Origin of the sequence: Streptosporangium sp. NPDC051023 (assembly GCF_040689595.1) — a bacterium.
Lineage (GTDB): Bacteria > Actinomycetota > Actinomycetes > Streptosporangiales > Streptosporangiaceae > Streptosporangium.
In genome coordinates this window covers 85974-101063 of sequence record NZ_JBFBCE010000010.1, presented here as the reverse complement: position 1 = coordinate 101063, position 15090 = coordinate 85974, and the positions used below count along the sequence as shown (strand labels likewise).

The 15090-nt window shown below is 71.6% G+C and carries 14 protein-coding genes; 7 read left to right on the top strand and 7 right to left on the bottom strand.

Annotated features, from left to right (window positions below; translation table 11 throughout):
- The first annotated feature begins 144 nt into the window (after nucleotides 1–144).
- The 4 genes from ureC to AB0395_RS09240 all read left to right on the top strand — a co-directional run bounded on the left by ureC (nucleotide 145) and on the right by AB0395_RS09240 (nucleotide 4431).
- Complete coding sequence (ureC, locus tag AB0395_RS09255) at nucleotides 145–1869, top strand: urease subunit alpha (protein ID WP_366278562.1); 1725 nt, start codon at nucleotides 145–147, stop codon at nucleotides 1867–1869.
- A 7-nt stretch (nucleotides 1870–1876) separates the two neighbouring features.
- Nucleotides 1877–2641 (top strand): urease accessory UreF family protein, encoded by a 765-nt coding sequence (locus tag AB0395_RS09250; protein ID WP_366278561.1) that lies wholly within the window; start codon nucleotides 1877–1879, stop codon nucleotides 2639–2641.
- Nucleotides 2642–2668: 27 nt separating this feature from the next.
- Entirely contained in the window at nucleotides 2669–3298 is a 630-nt protein-coding gene (ureG, locus tag AB0395_RS09245) for an urease accessory protein UreG (protein ID WP_366278559.1), read from the top strand.
- 143 nt (nucleotides 3299–3441) lie between these two features.
- On the top strand, nucleotides 3442–4431 hold the full coding sequence (locus tag AB0395_RS09240) for an urease accessory protein UreD (RefSeq protein ID WP_366278557.1): 990 nt from the start codon (nucleotides 3442–3444) through the stop codon (nucleotides 4429–4431).
- Nucleotides 4432–4465: 34 nt separating this feature from the next.
- Here the strand turns inward: AB0395_RS09240 and AB0395_RS09235 are convergent, their stop codons facing one another.
- Nucleotides 4466–5086: a TetR/AcrR family transcriptional regulator gene (locus AB0395_RS09235; RefSeq protein WP_366278555.1), complete on the bottom strand. Its 621-nt coding sequence runs from the start codon at nucleotides 5084–5086 to the stop codon at nucleotides 4466–4468.
- Nucleotides 5087–5155: 69 nt separating this feature from the next.
- Between AB0395_RS09235 and AB0395_RS09230 the strand changes: the two genes are divergently transcribed.
- On the top strand, nucleotides 5156–5887 hold the full coding sequence (locus AB0395_RS09230) for an SDR family NAD(P)-dependent oxidoreductase (RefSeq protein WP_366278554.1): 732 nt from the start codon (nucleotides 5156–5158) through the stop codon (nucleotides 5885–5887).
- 131 nt (nucleotides 5888–6018) lie between these two features.
- On the opposite strand, the gene mmuM is transcribed toward AB0395_RS09230, so the two are convergent.
- The 4 genes from mmuM to AB0395_RS09210 form a co-directional block, all read right to left on the bottom strand.
- Nucleotides 6019–6882 carry a homocysteine S-methyltransferase gene (gene mmuM / locus AB0395_RS09225; RefSeq protein WP_366278552.1) on the bottom strand — a complete coding sequence of 288 codons (864 nt, stop codon included), beginning with the start codon at nucleotides 6880–6882 and terminating at the stop codon, nucleotides 6019–6021.
- A 179-nt stretch (nucleotides 6883–7061) separates the two neighbouring features.
- Complete coding sequence (locus AB0395_RS09220; protein ID WP_366278550.1) at nucleotides 7062–8693, bottom strand: DUF885 domain-containing protein; 1632 nt, start codon at nucleotides 8691–8693, stop codon at nucleotides 7062–7064.
- Nucleotides 8694–8765: 72 nt separating this feature from the next.
- Nucleotides 8766–11144, bottom strand: coding sequence for a VIT domain-containing protein (locus AB0395_RS09215; protein WP_366278548.1), 2379 nt, complete (start codon nucleotides 11142–11144; stop codon nucleotides 8766–8768).
- Nucleotides 11141–11854, bottom strand: coding sequence for a MerR family transcriptional regulator (locus AB0395_RS09210; RefSeq protein ID WP_366278546.1), 714 nt, complete (start codon nucleotides 11852–11854; stop codon nucleotides 11141–11143). Before AB0395_RS09210 ends, AB0395_RS09215 begins: the two co-directional genes overlap by 4 nt.
- Before the next feature lie 113 nt (nucleotides 11855–11967).
- On the opposite strand from AB0395_RS09210, the gene AB0395_RS09205 reads away from it, so the two are divergent.
- Entirely contained in the window at nucleotides 11968–12435 is a 468-nt protein-coding gene (locus AB0395_RS09205) for a DNA starvation/stationary phase protection protein (protein WP_366278544.1), read from the top strand.
- A gap of 189 nt (nucleotides 12436–12624) precedes the next feature.
- Nucleotides 12625–13098: a hypothetical protein gene (locus tag AB0395_RS09200; RefSeq protein ID WP_366278542.1), complete on the top strand. Its 474-nt coding sequence runs from the start codon at nucleotides 12625–12627 to the stop codon at nucleotides 13096–13098.
- Nucleotides 13099–13204: 106 nt separating this feature from the next.
- Here AB0395_RS09200 and AB0395_RS09195 read toward each other — a convergent pair whose 3' ends face one another.
- Nucleotides 13205–14362, bottom strand: coding sequence for a cellulose binding domain-containing protein (locus tag AB0395_RS09195; protein WP_366278540.1), 1158 nt, complete (start codon nucleotides 14360–14362; stop codon nucleotides 13205–13207).
- A gap of 241 nt (nucleotides 14363–14603) precedes the next feature.
- Complete coding sequence (locus AB0395_RS09190; protein WP_366278538.1) at nucleotides 14604–14948, bottom strand: hypothetical protein; 345 nt, start codon at nucleotides 14946–14948, stop codon at nucleotides 14604–14606.
- Nucleotides 14949–15090 lie beyond the last annotated feature (142 nt).

Sequence of the window (15090 nt, the reverse complement as noted above, 5' to 3'; positions counted from 1 at the left end):
GCCGCGCCCGCGGCCAGGAAGACCACGACGACCCCCAGGAAGACCGCGACCGCCGCCAAGAAGACCACGACGGCCTCCGGAAAGGCGGCGTCGAGCAGGACGGCCTCCGCCACGACGACCTCGAGGAAGAAAGGCTGACGTCCGATGGTCACCATGAGCCGCAGGCAGTACACCGACATGTTCGGCCCCACCGTCGGAGACCGGGTCAAGCTCGCCGACACCAACCTCGTGATCGAGGTGGAGAAGGACTACAACGCCGGCATCTACGGGGACGAGACCGTCTACGGCGGCGGCAAGACCGCCCGCGACGGCATGGGGTCCGCGCCCGGCGCGACCAACCACAGCGGCGCGCTCGACATGGTGATCACCAACGTCGTCGTCGTCGACCCGATCCTCGGCATCGTCAAGGGGGACATCGGCATCAGGGACGGAATGATCGCCGGAATCGGCAAGTCGGGCAACCCGAACACCGAGGACGGCGTCGACCCGAGGCTCGTCGTCGGCCCCGGCACCGAGGTGCTGTCCGGTGAGCACACGATCGCGACCCCGGGAGCCATCGACAGCCACGTCCACCTCATCTCCCCGCAGCAGGTCGAGGCCGCGCTGAGCAACGGCATCACCACGCTGATCGGCGGTGGCGTCGGCCCCTCCGACGGCACGAGGGGCACCACCTGCACGCCGGGGCCGTGGGGGATCAGCCGGATGCTCCAGTCGTTCGAGGGCCTGCCGATCAACATCGGCCTGATGGCCAAGGGCAACGGCAGCAGACCGGAACCGCTGAGCGAGCAGCTCCTCGCGGGGGCGTGCGCGTTGAAGGTCCACGAGGACTGGGGCTCGACCCCCGCCGTGATCGACAACTCGCTGACGGTCGCCGACGAGTACGACGTCCAGGTCGCCATCCACACCGACACCATGAACGAGAGCGGCTTCCTCGAGGACACCATCAGCGCCATCAACGGGCGCGCGATCCACACCTTCCACACCGAGGGCGCGGGCGGCGGCCACGCCCCCGACCTGCTCAGGATCTCGGGCGAGCCGAACGTGATGCCGTCCTCGACCAACCCGACGCTGCCCTACACCGTCAACTCCATGGACGAGCTCCTGGACATGGTGATGGTCTGCCACCACCTCAGCCACGACAACCCCGAGGACCTCGCCTTCGCCGACAGCCGGGTCCGCGCCGAGACAATCTCGGCCGAGACCGTCATGCACGACCTGGGCGTGCTCAGCATGATCTCCTCCGACTCGCAGGCGATGGGCCGGATCGGCGAGTCCTTCACCAGGGCCTTCCAGATCGCCCACCACTGCAAGGAACAGCGGGGCAGGCTGCCGGAGGACTCCGACCGCAACGACAACTTCAGGGTCCTGCGCTACCTGGCCAAGCTGACGATCAACCCGGCCCGCACCACGGGCATCTCCGACGTGATCGGCTCCCTGGAGGCGGGCAAGCTCGCCGACATCGTGCTCTGGAAGATGCACGGGTTCGGCGCGAAGCCGTACGTGGTCGTCAAGGGCGGCCAGATCAGCTGGGTGCAGATGGGCGACCCGAACGCCTCGCTGCCGACACCCCAGCCCGTCTACTACCGGCCGATGTTCGGCGCGTTCGGCAAGGCGCTGCCCGCGACGAACATCACCTTCATGTCCCAGGCGGGAATCGCCGCCGGGGTGCCGGGCAAGCTCGGCCTCGAACGGATGATCCACCCGGTGCGGGGCTGCCGCACGATCGGCAAGCAGGACATGATCCGCAACAGCGCCCTTCCGCAGATCAGCGTCGACCCCGAGACCTACAAGGTCATGGTCGACGGCGAGCACGCCGTCATCGAACCGGCGGCCAGGCTGCCGCTGACCCAGCTCTACTTCATCGCCTGAGGCCCGGGTGAACCTCGCCTCGCTGCTCGCCCAGCTCCAGCTCACCGACTCGGCCTTCCCGAGCGGGCTGTACACGCTGTCGCACGGGCTGGAGGGCTACGTCCAGTCAGGCCTGGCCGGTCCCGCCGACCTGCCGGGCCTGCTGGCCGACCTGCTCCGCCACTCCGTCGGGCCGGGCGACGCGACGGCGCTCGTGCTCGCGCACCGCGCGGTGACCGAGGAGGACTGGGACCTGCTGGTCGCGGCGGACCGGCGGCTGCACGCGATCAAGCTCAACCGCGAGCTGCGGGTCGCGGCGACCCGGACGGGGCGTCAGGTACTGGAAACCGCCGTCCGGGTCTTCGGCAGGCCGGGCCCGGACGGCCGGTCCGCCGTCCCGGGGCGGTTCCTCTCCCCGGGAAGGCCCGTCGCCCCGGGCAGGCGTGCCTCCCTGGAGAAGCTGGCGTCCCTGGTGCGAGACAGGGTCACGCCGGGCAACCACGCCGTGGTGGTCGGCGCGGTCCACGCCGTCCTCGGAGTGCCCGAGGCGCAGGCGGTCACGGGGGACCTGTTCGCCTTCGCCTCAAGCTGGACCGGTGCCGCCGTCCGTCTGGGCAGGGTGGACTTCCGCCAGGCCCAGGAGATCCTGTACGGCGCGCACCCCGAGATCGCCCGCGCCGCGGCGACCGCTCTCGCGGCCCGGAGCCCGGACGACATCCACGGCTCCGTGCCCCTCGCCGACACCGTCTCCGCCGCGCACGAGCGGGCGCCCGCCCGCCTCTTCACAACCTGACCTCGTCACCGCATCGGAGGGAGACCCATGGACAACACACTGAAGGTGGGCATCGGCGGCCCCGTCGGATCGGGCAAGACGGCCCTGATCGAGGCCGTGGTGCCGCTGCTGATCGAGCGGGGGCACACGCCGGGCGTCATCACCAACGACATCTACACCCAGGAGGACGCCCAGCACGTCCGCCGCTCGCTGGCAGGGATCCTCGACCCGCGGCGCGTGGTCGGCGTGGAGACCGGGGCCTGCCCGCACACCGCGGTCAGGGACGACCCCACGATGAACCTCGCTGCGGGGGCCGAGATGCTCGACCGCTTCCCCGACATCGACATCCTGCTGTTCGAGAGCGGCGGGGACAACCTGACGCTCACCTTCAGCCCCGCGCTGGCCGACGTGTACATCTTCGTGCTCGACACCGCGGAGGGTGAGAAGATGCCGCGCAAACGCGGCCCGGGGATCACCGACTCCGACCTGCTCGTGATCAACAAGATCGACATCGCCCGGTACGTCCGTACCGATCTGTCGGTGATGGAACGCGACGCCCACGCCGTACGCGGTGACCGGCCGGTCCTGCTCACCGACTGCCTGACCGGCGCGGGGGTGGCCGAGGTCGCCGACTTCATCGAGGTACGCGGGGCCGTGGCGTGTTCCCCGGCACGATAGGGGCACGCGAGACTCCCGTGAGCCGGAGGGGCCGCGTGAACGGGGCCGATCGCGTGAACGGGGCCGATCGCGTGAACGTGGCTGGTCCCGTGAACGAGGGGGATCGCGTGAACGGAGCCGGTCCCGTGAACGGGGGTGATCGCGTGAACGGGGCTGGTCCCGTGAACGGGACGGCCCGCGTCATCCCCGTCGACCGGCTGGCTCCCGCACGCTACACGATCGACCGGATCCCGGATGCCGTCGCCGGGTACGCCGCCGTCCCGGACACGCTGCCGGTGGGCAGCCCGGGCAAGGTCGGGGTGCTGGAGCTGGAGTTCGGCAGGACGGAGCGGCGGACCGAGCTGACCGGCCACTACCAGAAGACCCCGTTGCAGATCATGCGGCCCCTCTACTACGACGAGCGCCGTCCCGAGATGGCCTACGTCATGCTGATGACCGCGGGCGGCGGCGTCGTCCAGGGGGACCGCTACCGCATGGACTTCACCTGCGGCCCCGGCACCGAGGTCAACCTGACCACCCAGGCCGCCACGAAGATCTACAAGATGGAGCAGGACTACGCCACCCAGCTCGTCACCGTCACCGCGGGTCCCGGGAGCTACGTGGAGTACGTCCCGCACGCGACGATCCCGTTCGCGCGCTCCCGGTTCTACCAGCGCGTCCGGCTCGTGGCCGACCCGTCGGCCACGGTGGTGCTCGGCGAGAGCCTGCTCGTCGGCCGTCTCGCCAGGGGAGAGCGCAACGACTACGACGCCTACTGCGCCGACCTGGAGGCGAGCCGCCCCGGCGGGGAGACGCTCTTCGCCGACACCGTACGGCTGGTGCCGTCGGAAGGCGGCGTGACGGGTCCCGCCGTCCTCGACGGCTTCGGGGTGATGGCGACGCTGTTCGTGGTGACCGGCGCGGTCCCCGCCCCCGTGGTCGCCGACACCCTGCACGAGGCGCTGGCCGGGCACGTCTCGCGGGCGTCGCCGAGCCTGCGCGCCGGAGCCAGTGTGCTCCCGAGGGACTGCGGCGCGTGGGTCCGCATCCTGGGGGAGGAGTCGCCCGAGGTCGAGGCCGCGCTCCGCGGCGTGTGGGACGCCGTCCGCCGCCTCCTCATCGGAGCCCCCGTCCCCGCCCGCCGCAGGCCCTGATCACCGGCGTCGACGGGTCACGGGCGTCGGTGGGTCACGGGCGGCAGGGGTGCTCCTGACCGGGCTCCTCGCCGCTCCTCGGGCGGACGGCCATCGCGGCCAGCTCCGCCGCCTGACCAGGGTCGAGCGGAGGCATCTCGGTGAGCAGACGCAGGTAGATGACGCCCAGCACGGCTTCACCGGCCAGTGCGACGCTCGGGAGGTTCAGCCGGCCCTCCCGCCGAGCCCGCTCCAGGAGGGGGGCCAGGGTGGCGTGCTGGTGGCTATGGGCCTGTGACAGGGCCTTCCCGAGGTCGTCCTCGGCCGCGATGTGCGGTGCGAGCTGTCTGATCAGCTCTCCGGCGAGGGTCGTCGTCAGCACGGTGATCTTTTCGCGGAGCAGGGTCTCCAGGGCGGTGGCGACGTCGTCGTCCTCCCCGGCGGTCTCGCCCACCTGGGCGAAGGCCATGTCCACCGCGTCCGAGACCAGCGGAGCGATGTCGGGCCAGCGGCGGTACACGGTGGGACGGCCGACGCCCGCGCGGCGGGCGACGGCCTCGATGGTCGTCCTCGCCGGCCCGTTCTCCGCGACGATTTCGAGCGTGGCGCGCAGGATGCGCTGGGAGGCGTCGCTGTCGCGGGGCCTGCCGCCGCGGGGCCGGTCGATGTCACGCATGGGGTCATCTTCTCACCTAGATACGTTACGATACAGGAACGTAAAGAAACTGAGCGAGAGGAGCGTGTCATGCCCCTGGCGTTGATCACGGGAGGGTCGCGCGGAGTCGGCGCCGCGCTGGCGCACGAGCTGGCGGGGCGCGGATACCGGTTGCTGCTGTGCGGCCGGGACACCGAGGCCCTGGACCGTGTCGCCTCAGCCCTGCCGCAGGCGACCGCGGTCCCGTGCGACCTCGCGGACGCGGCCCAGCTGCGCCTCCTCGCCGAGGAGTCGGCCCGTCTCGGCGAGCTGTCGCTGCTGGTCAACAACGCCGCCGTGCAGGACGTCTACGAACTCGGCGACCTGACACCGGACGAGGGCTGCGACCGCATCGGCAGGGAGATCGCGATCAACCTGACCGGCACCCTGCAGCTGACCGCCCACTGCCTGCCGCTGCTGCGGGCCCGGCCGGGTTCCCGGATCGTCAACGTGACCTCCGGGCTGGCCATCGCGCCAAAGCGCCGCGCCGCGGTCTACTGTGCGACCAAGGCGGCCCTGCGCACCTTCACCAGGAGCCTGCGCTACCAGGAACAGGCCGCGGCGTCGGGGGTCGCGGTCACCGAGGCGGTGCTGCCGCTCGTCGACACCGCCATGACCGCGGGCCGGGGCAGCGGAAAGATCAGCCCGGCGGAGGCCGCCCGAGCCATCGTCCGGGGCATCGAGGGGAACCGCGACGAGGTCTACGTCGGCAAGGCCAAGCTGCTCAACGTGCTGTACCGGGTGAGCCCGCGGCTGAGCTACCTGACGACACGCGACGGCTGACCCCGTTCTCCGTACACCTCGGCCCCCGTGGCACCGTCGCGGTCGGTATCCGTGGCACCGTCACGGACCGGACGCCACGGTGATCCGGAGCCGTGCCGGCGCGCGGTGCGTGACCCGATGGGCGTTCCCGCTCAGCCTGCGAGCAGGTGCTCGCGGATCTGGCGGATGTGCTCGGGGGTGGTACGGCAGCAGCCGCCGACGAGGGCGGCACCGGCCGCGCACCATTCGGCCGCCGCCGCGCCGTACTCGACGGGGTCGGCCAGGCCCTCCCAGCGACGCTCGGCCGCGTTCCAGGCCTCGCCGGAGTTGGGGTAGACCACCACGGGCTTGCCCTCGATCCGGCCGATGAGGTCGGGGATGTGGCGTGGCGCGGTGCAGTTGACGCCGACCGCGATCACCTGTGGATGGTCGGCGAACAACGCGGCGGCCTCGCTGAGCGGGGTCCCGTCGTTGATCCGTTCCCCGTCGCGACAGGAGAAACTCACCCACGCCCGCGTCCCGGGCGTCTCGGCGAGCAGCCGCCTCAGCGCCTTCGCCTCCGCGCGGGACGGGATGGTCTCGCAGGCCAGCAGGTCGGCCCCGCTGCCCGCCAGGATGTGCCAGCGGTCCCGGTGCCAGGCGGTCAGGCCGTCCTCGTCGAGGTCGTAGTCGCCGGTGTACTCGGCGCCGTTGGCCAGGTAGGCGCCGTAGGGCCCGACACTGGCGGCGACCGTGCCCTCGCCGTGGGAGTCCCGCGCCTCAACGGCCAGGCGGACCGACAGCAGGATCAGCTCCTCGGCCTCGTCCACGTCCAGTCCCCGCCGGGTGAACGCCGGGATGCTCGCCTGGTAGCTGGCCGTGGTCGCGACGTCGGCCCCGGCGGCGAAGTAGTCGAGATGCGCCTGACGGATCACCGACGGGTTCTCCAGCAGGAGTTTCGCCGACCAGAGCTCGTCGCGGAGGTCCGCGCCGAGCGCCTCCAGATGCGTGGCCAGCCCGCCGTCCAGAATCACCATGCCGTCACCATACGCGGCGTCGGGACCGGATCCTTCTATGGTCTTCCGCGTCCGGTGTCCGGAGGCCTTCGGCGCTTTCCGTTGTTTTCCGGTGTGGTTCGTACGGGCGTCGCCCGGGCGAGCCGGTGAACCGGCCGGCCCGGGCGACGTCGATAGGACCTGGCCTCCCGGCTCCCGGGTCAGCCGATCCGGCGCAGGGCGTCGGCCAGGCAGGACAGGCCGACCGGGCCGAGCTCCAGGGCCGCGGTGTGCCAGCGGCGCAGGTCGAAGTCCGCCCCCTGGCGCGCCCTCGCCTCGTCCCGCGCGGCCAGCCAGGCCCGCTCGCCGAGCTTGTAGGAGATCGCCTGCCCCGGCCAGCCGAAGTAGCGGACGATCTCGGAATGGACCCGGTGCGGCTCGCACCTGCCCCGCTCGCGCAACACCTCGCACGCCTTCTCGAAGGTCCACCTGGAGCCGTCGGGGAGCGGAAGGTCCAGGTGGACCCCGATGTCGATGACCACCCTGGCCGCCCGCAGCGCCGACCAGCCGAGCGTGCCGAGCCGGGTGCCCGGCTCGGTGAACCAGCCGAGTTCGTCGGCCAGCCGCTCCGCGTACAGGGCCCAGCCCTCCGCGTGCCCGCTCACCCAGGAGTTCCTGCCGAAGCGCGACAGGCTGTCCCCGGCCACCCGGGCCGCGCCGAACTGGAGGTGGTGCCCGGGAACGCCCTCGTGGAAGATCGCGGTCAGCTCCGGCCAGGTCTCGAACCGCTCCCTGCCGTTGCCGACCGGCCACCAGGTGCGGCCGGGGCGGGACAGGTCCTCGCTCGGCGAGGTGTAGTAGGGAGCACCCGAGGTCGAGCCGATGGCCAGCGTGACGTCCACCCGGCGCAGCGGCTCCGCGATGTCGAAGTGGGTGCCGTGCAGCCGCTCGATCGCCTCGTCGTGGCGTTCCTGCAACCAGCCCCGGTAGGTGTCCAGCCCCTCAACGTAGTGGGTCTCGTTGAGGATCTCCGTCGCCTCGTCGACCGAGGCGCCCTTCTTCACCCGGTCCGCCTCGACGGCCAGCTCGGCCTCGATGCGCTCAAGCTCGGCCCAGCCCCACTCGTAGGCGTCGACCAGGTCGATGTCGGCGCCCAGGCTGAGCCGGGCGGCGACCGCGTAGCGCTCCGCGCCCACCGCGTCGGCCTCCGCCGCCCTGGGGGCGTACTCCTCCCGCAGATAACGGGCGATCTCCGCGTAGGCGGCGTGCGCCGCCGCGGCGCCCCTGGCCAGCTCGCCTCGCACCGGGCCTTCGCCGTACCGGGCGACGAGGGCCTCGTGGGTGCCGCCGCTCGCCATGAGGCCTGCCTGGGCCGCCGTCTCCAGCGCCTGGCGGCGAGCCGCCCGCAGGTCCCGGTCCAGGCCGGTCTCCAGGCTCGCGCGCCAGCCCTCCAGCATCCCGGGCACCGCGGCCAGCCTGGCCGCCACGTCGCGCCACTCGTCGTCGGTGCCGTGCGGCAGCAGGTCCACGCTGTCACGCAGCTCGGCGATGAGCCCGAACGGCGCCTGTACCGTGCGGAGCGGTTCGCCGTTCTCGTGCCAGGCGAGCTCGGCCTCAAGACGTTCGCGCAGATGGGCGGCCGCCCGCACATCTTCCTCGCCCAGGGGCTCCAGCCGGGCGAGCCTGCTCAGCGTCTCGCTGATCAGAGCGGCCCTCGCGGCGTAGCCGTCGGGGCCATAGTCTGTGGCGGGGGCGAACTCGACGGCGATGCCCGCCCCTCCGGCGGCGATCGGGTCGAGCGCCGCCGAGCGCGAGACGTATTCATCACAAAGGGTAAAAATCGGACTGGTCACGCGGGAACTGTAGCCAACCTGACCTGCAAAGCAACCCTTAATGTGAAGTTTCCCGACTTTTATAGTAAGAAGTTATCTCTTCCAGAACGGGCGGCGCTTTTCCGACCGGCTGAGGGACTCCAGCCCCTCGGCGGCCCTACGCCACAGGATGTCCAGGTCACCGCCCGCCTGCAGCTCCGCGGCCAGGGCCGCGAGCTCGGCGTGACCGCCCAGATAGACGGCCAGGGCCGCGAGCCTGCTGCCCAGGTCCTCGAGGTAGCGCAGCCGTTCCGCGGCGGGCAGTGACTCGGCGGCCCGCAGCCGCCGCAACTCCTCGCCGAGCTGGGCCCTGGGCACCTCTGCCCGCTGAACCTGGGGCGCTCCGACCGGCGCGGGACGGGAAGGCATGGCGGCACGCGGCGCGAAACCGCCCCGGCCGCGCGCGCTTCTCGCGGGGACCCCTCCCACTGGGCCTCCCGCGAAGCCCTCCGGCGCGCCGCCCGCCGCCGCCGCGAACTTCGGCGCCGCGGCCGGAGGCGCTCCGGGGGCGCTCATGGGGGCGGGCGAGGCCATCCCGGTCAGCATCATCGGCGCCGCAACGACCGGGTTCTCCCAGCCGCTCGGCAGCTCGACCGGCTGGATCACGCGGTGCCCCGGGCCGCCCTCGGCGACCACCCGGCTGTCGACCGCGACGAACGCGGTGAACCGGCAGAGCACACCGTGCCTGAGCGAGACCTCGACGATCTCCGCCTCCAGCGAGCGGTCGCCCGCGGCGTAGCGGTCCTCCAGCGTCCGAAGCCGGGCCCGCGCCCAGATCGCCCGCACCGCCGGGTTCTCCACCCGCGTTCCGGCGATCCGCCGCTCCCACGGCTGCCCCGTCGAGTCCAGCCCTCGTACGGCCAGCGCCCCGCCACAAACCCCCCGGTACCGTCCCTGGACGGTGAGCGGAACGTCCGGGTAGATCGAGCCGAGACGGCTGACGGTCCCGGGGACCAGGTCGAGCCCGTCCGCCTTCAGGGACAGGTCGGTGACCAGGGGGGAGCCGATCCTGCGGTGGATGTGCTCCATCGCCTCGTCGAGCCTGTCCTCCGACTCGACCAGCTCGCACCGGCCCGCGCCCAGCCCGGCCAGCCTGCCGAGGAACCCGGCGTTGACCGCCCTGTCGATGCCGACCGTGTGCACCCGTACCCCGGCGAGCCGCGCGCCGAGCCGCTCCAGGATCTGGTCCTCGTTGCCGACCTGGCCGTCCGTGACGAGCACCAGGACGCGGTCCCTGACACTGTCGGCGTCGTCGGTGGAGCCGCCGAGCAGCGTGACGGCCCGCTCCAGCGGGTCCAGCATCTCGGTGCCGCCGCGCGCCTCGAGGCGGGCCAGATGCTCGACCGCGCGGTAGCGGTTGCGGTCGGACGCCTCGGACAGTCCCTCACCGAGCCCCTCAGGGTGCTCGACCACGGTGTCGAAGGAGAGCACGGCGAACCGGTCGCCGCCGACCAGCGTGTCGACGATGCGGGCCGCCGCGCGCCTGGCGGCGACCATCTTCCAGCCGGTCATGCTGCCCGAGCGGTCCAGCACCAGCACGACGTCCTTCGCCCTGGCCGTGGCCTCCGCCGGGCCGGGGACGACGGTCAGCGTGAACGTTCCCTCCGGCTCCCGCCCGTCGGACTCCTCGTCGGGGACCAGGGTCAGCGAGGTCGAGGCGTCGAAGGACAGGCGCAGGATGAAGTCCCGGTCGAGACGCTCGCCCGGCTGCAGCCGTACGGTGTTCCCCTCCTCCCGCACCACGTGCAGGCTGGAGCGGACCTCGCGCAGCTCGAGCCCGGCGGGGTCGACGGAGACCGCCAGCGAAAGGCGCACCGGGCTGGGGAAGCCGGGCAGCAGCACCGGGGGAGTGATCCGGGAGGCGTCGGGCACCGCGTCGGTGTCCGCGGCCCAGCCGTCGCCCGCCTGCTCGCCGTCGAGCGGGGTGCCGGGGATGTAGCGGGGGGCCACGACCAGCGGGAAGCGGAAGGTCGCGGCGCCGTCCTCGTAGGGGAGCGGCTGGTTGAGCGTGAGATGTACGGTGACCCGCTCGCCGGGCACGATGTTGCCGACCCTGATGGTGAAGACGTCGGGGCGGTCCTCCTCGGCGATCGCCGCCCGCCTGCCCTCCGAGATCGCCTGGTCGTAGTCGGCCCTGGCCTGCCCGCGTTCCTTGAGGACGCCCTCGACGACCCGCCCGTCCGCCTCCATCCTGAAGGAGGTGACGGCGGCACGGTCGGGCAGCGGGAAGACGTAGGTCGCCTCGAGCGCCACGTCGTGCGGGTTGCGGAACCCCTGGACGACCTCGACCCCGGCGACGAGGCCGGAGACGTCGGCGGTCACGTCCACGCTCTCCAGCGGCAGGTTGCCGCGCTCGGTGACGAGTGCCCCCAGCCCGGCGTCCGGGACCGGCTCGCACTCCTCGGGGCGTAGCGTCGTGATCTCGGTGATCATGGCTGGTTCCCTTCCTGGTCCTGCGGGTCTCTGGGGACGAGGTCGTGTTCGCGGAGGACCGCGAGGAGCGCCTGCGCGGCGGCGCCGATCTCGGCGAGTTCTCCGGCTGACGGCGTACGGCCGCCGCCGTCGAGCAGCAGCGTCACCCCGGGCGCCAGCCGTACGCCGTGGACGACGACGGCAGCCGGGACGGACGGCGCGGAAGATGCGGGTGGCGCGGGCGGTGGCATGGGCGGCGCGGATGACATGGCCGACGGGGCCGGTGGTCGAGGCCGGGAGGCCGGGGCGCCGGGCTGTCGTGTCGGGCCCGGCCCTGGTGTCTCCGCCGCCGCGAGCGGTTCGGCCCAGAACCTGGGGCGCGAGGCCCGGGGGGCGGCTCTCTCCGGCCGTCCGTTCCCTTCGGCGGGGTCGCGGAGATCGGCGATCGACTCCAGGGTCTGGTCGGTCGCCCCGGTCAGCTCGGCCTGGATCTCGGCGATGGTCAGGCCCTCGGCCTGGCGGCGCTTGACGGCGATGAGCTGCAGCAGGTGGCGCCTGCCGTACAGGGCGACGCGGCCCCTGCGGGCCGACGGCGGGTCCAGCAGGCCGATCGTGGCATACCACCGGATGAGGCGCTCGTTGGGCACGTCCCTGACCCGCCCGTTGAGCTGGGCGGTCGGGGACAACGCCGCGGAGGCCCGCTCCGCCAGTTCGCCGATGGTCCACTCCATGTCTTCGATAGTGACACTGTCACAGTGACACTGTCAACATAAGGAGAGGATAGCTGGGTAGGGACGATTCAGGACAAATAGGAAATCGATCCTGAAAAAGGGGAGGACACCATATGTCCGCGATCACCAGTCCGCTCAAGGGTGATGACAAGAAGGTCGTCACCACCGCTCTCCAGGGAGCGCTCGTCGACCTCCTCGAGCTCTCACTTCTGGGCAAGCAGGCCCACTGGAACGTGATCGGCCACAACTTCCGCTCACTGCACCTGCAGCTCGACGAGATCGTCGCGGCGGCCAGGCTGCACGCCGACACCGTCGCAGAACGGGCGGTCGCCCTCGGGGCCAACCCCGACGGGCGGGCGACCACGCTCTCGAAGACCAGTGAGGTGCCGGAGGTGGAGGCGGGCTACCTCAACGACGGCAAGGTCGTCGCCGCCATGACGGACATCCTCGGATCCGTCATCCGCCGGATGCGCGAGCGCATTGGGGCCACGGAAAAGCCCGACCCGGTGACCCAGGACATCCTCATCGAGATCACCCAGGACCTGGAGAAGTACCACTGGATGGTGGAGGCCCAGCGCTAGATCGTCCCCACCACAGGAAGGCGCTCCGCCCACCAGGGCGGGGCGCCTTCTCCGCATGATCCGGCCGGGTTTCTCCGAGCGTCTGCGAGCTGAGCACCCCGGCCGCGGACGATCCGTCGACCTGTCAATCCTCCTCGCGTTCGTCATCTCCGGCTTGGGGGTGGGTGACGGGTGTGATCCACTCTTGCGGTGAGCGCTGTCCTTGGGAGTCTGATCGCCGTCCTCGGGACCCTGCTGGGGTCCTTGAGCACCTACCTGTTCCAGCAGCGGACCGCCGCGCGCGCCGAGAGGGTCGCGCGTGAGGAGCGGCTGCGCCAGGAACGCCTGACCGCCTACAGCGAGTTCGCCGCCGCGGTGAGCGAGCTCAAGCGCGCCGTCGTGACCGCGTGGCTGCGGCGTTCGGACCAGGCCGGGCTCGCCCAGGCGCTCGCCGAGGCCGATCGTCTGGGGGCCCTGGCCGAAGCCGCGCGGTTCCGGCTGCTGCTGGTCTCCGGGCAGCCCGAACCCCTTGCCGATGCCGCGTTCGCGCATATGGACGCGCTGCGCGACGCGACCGACCGGGCCGAACTCAAGACCCGCGAGGCGGAGTTCGAAGCCGCGGTCGCGGCGTTCGTCACGGCCGCCGCCAAAAGCCTCGTCCCCGTTCAGCGGGTCACACCGTAGCCTGGCTCGCGTCAGCCCGCGGTCTGTCCGGCCCGTGTCACCGTGCCCCGGCCATCGGTGCCGTTGGGCTGAGCGGTACCGCCGCGGCGGTACCGCTCAGACATGGTCAGCCGGTGGCGCAGGTCTCTCCGTTGAGGCCGAAGCTCACGGGAGCGGGCAGGGAGCCGCTGTAGGAGGCGGTGAACCCGACCTGGGTCGCCGAGCCTGCGGGGATGACCTTGTTCCACTGCCTGTTCGTGCCGGTGAGCCGTGAGCCGGTCTGGGTCCAGTCCGCGGACCAGCCCGAGGTGAGGCGTACGGCCGACGCCGGGTAGTCGACCGTCAGCGTCCAGCCGTCGATCGCGGTCGTGCCGGTGTTGCGCACGGTGATCTCCGCGTTCAGGCTCGAACTCCACGTCGCCGCGCGGTAGGAAACCGTGCACGATGGGCGGGTCGTCGGCGACGGGCTCGGGGAGGGGAGTCCTTCCCTGGCGAGGGCGGACAGCGGGTCGGACGGCACGCTGAGGTTGTCGGCGGCGTCCCTGGCGACCACGACGTAGGTGTAGCGCTGCCCGGTGACCAGGCCGGGTTCGGCGAAGTTCAGGACCCCGGAAGAGGGGATCGTGCCGACCTTGGTGTAGGTCGTCGCGGTCTCGCGGTAGACGTCGTACGCCGTCACCGCCACGTTGTCACTCGACGGCTGCCAGCAGAACGTGACGCCCCGGTAGTCCTGCAGACAGGCGTCGCGCAGGCCGGTCGGCTTGGACGGAGGCACGTGGTCGCCCGGGAGCGGGCTCGGTGAGGCGGTCGGGGTCATCCCGGTCACGGCGGACACCGTGATCAGGCTGGAGGGCGGGCTGACGTTTCCCGCCGCGTCCCTGGCCACGACGTACATCGTGTACAGGCGGTTCAGCTCGCCCGAGAAGCCGCCGACCGTGCCGGTCGTGGTGGTGGCGAAGACGAAGCCGCCGACGTCCAGGCGGTACAGGTCATAGCCGACGACTCCCGTGTCGTCCGACGAGGCGTTCCAGCAGATGGAGGCGTAGCCGGTCTGGGTGGGGACGAGTGGCACCGGGCAGGGCCGCAATCCGGCGGGACGTGTCGGCGCTCTGGTGTCGTCGGCCGTCCCCGCCGCGACGGCCGCGTGCGCCGTATCCCGTGCCGGAACGTCGGCCAGGGCCGCCTCTCCGCCCGGGCCGATCACCAGTGTGGCGATGAGTAACGCCAGGGTGGAGAGTCCGACGGTGAGGAGAAGCGCCCCCAGGGGGCGTTTAGCGATGTGCATGATGTCCCTATCGAATCGCGTCGGCCTGTGCCCCCGGGCAGTGATTGTGCATCATTTCCGACATTCCGTAAAGTTATTGCTTTACAGGTCGAAAAGTCGCAGGTAAGCGGTGGTGGGTATGTGATTCCTCACGTCTTGTGGCTGTCGATTCCCCGGGATCGTGGGGTGTGGGTTCCGGTCCCGGCGCTGGAGTGAGCGCCCGGTCTCGTCGCGGGCCGGGCGCCTTCCCGCTGCTCGCGCTCTACGACAGGGGTCTTTCCGTGCCGCTCGGCCGGGCCTCGTCCGCGTCCTCGCCGAGCCGGATGAGGTCGGAGCGGAGCCGCCAGGCGGCGCTGTCCGCGCTCAGCCACAGGCCGAAGCCGTGGCCGTTCGTGCCGACGGTCGTCGCCATCCCGCCCGGCAGCGCCAGCCCATAGGCGACGACCTCCGCGACGGTCTCCTCATCGTCGCCGCCCTGGACCAGGGCGAACATGCGGGGGAGGTCGCGGAGTGCGTCCTCGGGCGAGGAGCCCGGGGCGGTGCTCCGAGAGGGCCGCTCGTCCACGTTCGGGTCATGACGGATGGGGGACTCGGGGTGAAGCTCCATGCCGGGTACTCCCTTTCGATACCGGGGCCTGCGTGGGATCTGGTGGACGGCTCTGCCCTGCCCTGATTCCTCTGTGTTTTCTGGCGAATGCCGAGCGTGACCGTCGATGCTTCGGTAGCGTGACATTGAATTTACGAGTGCG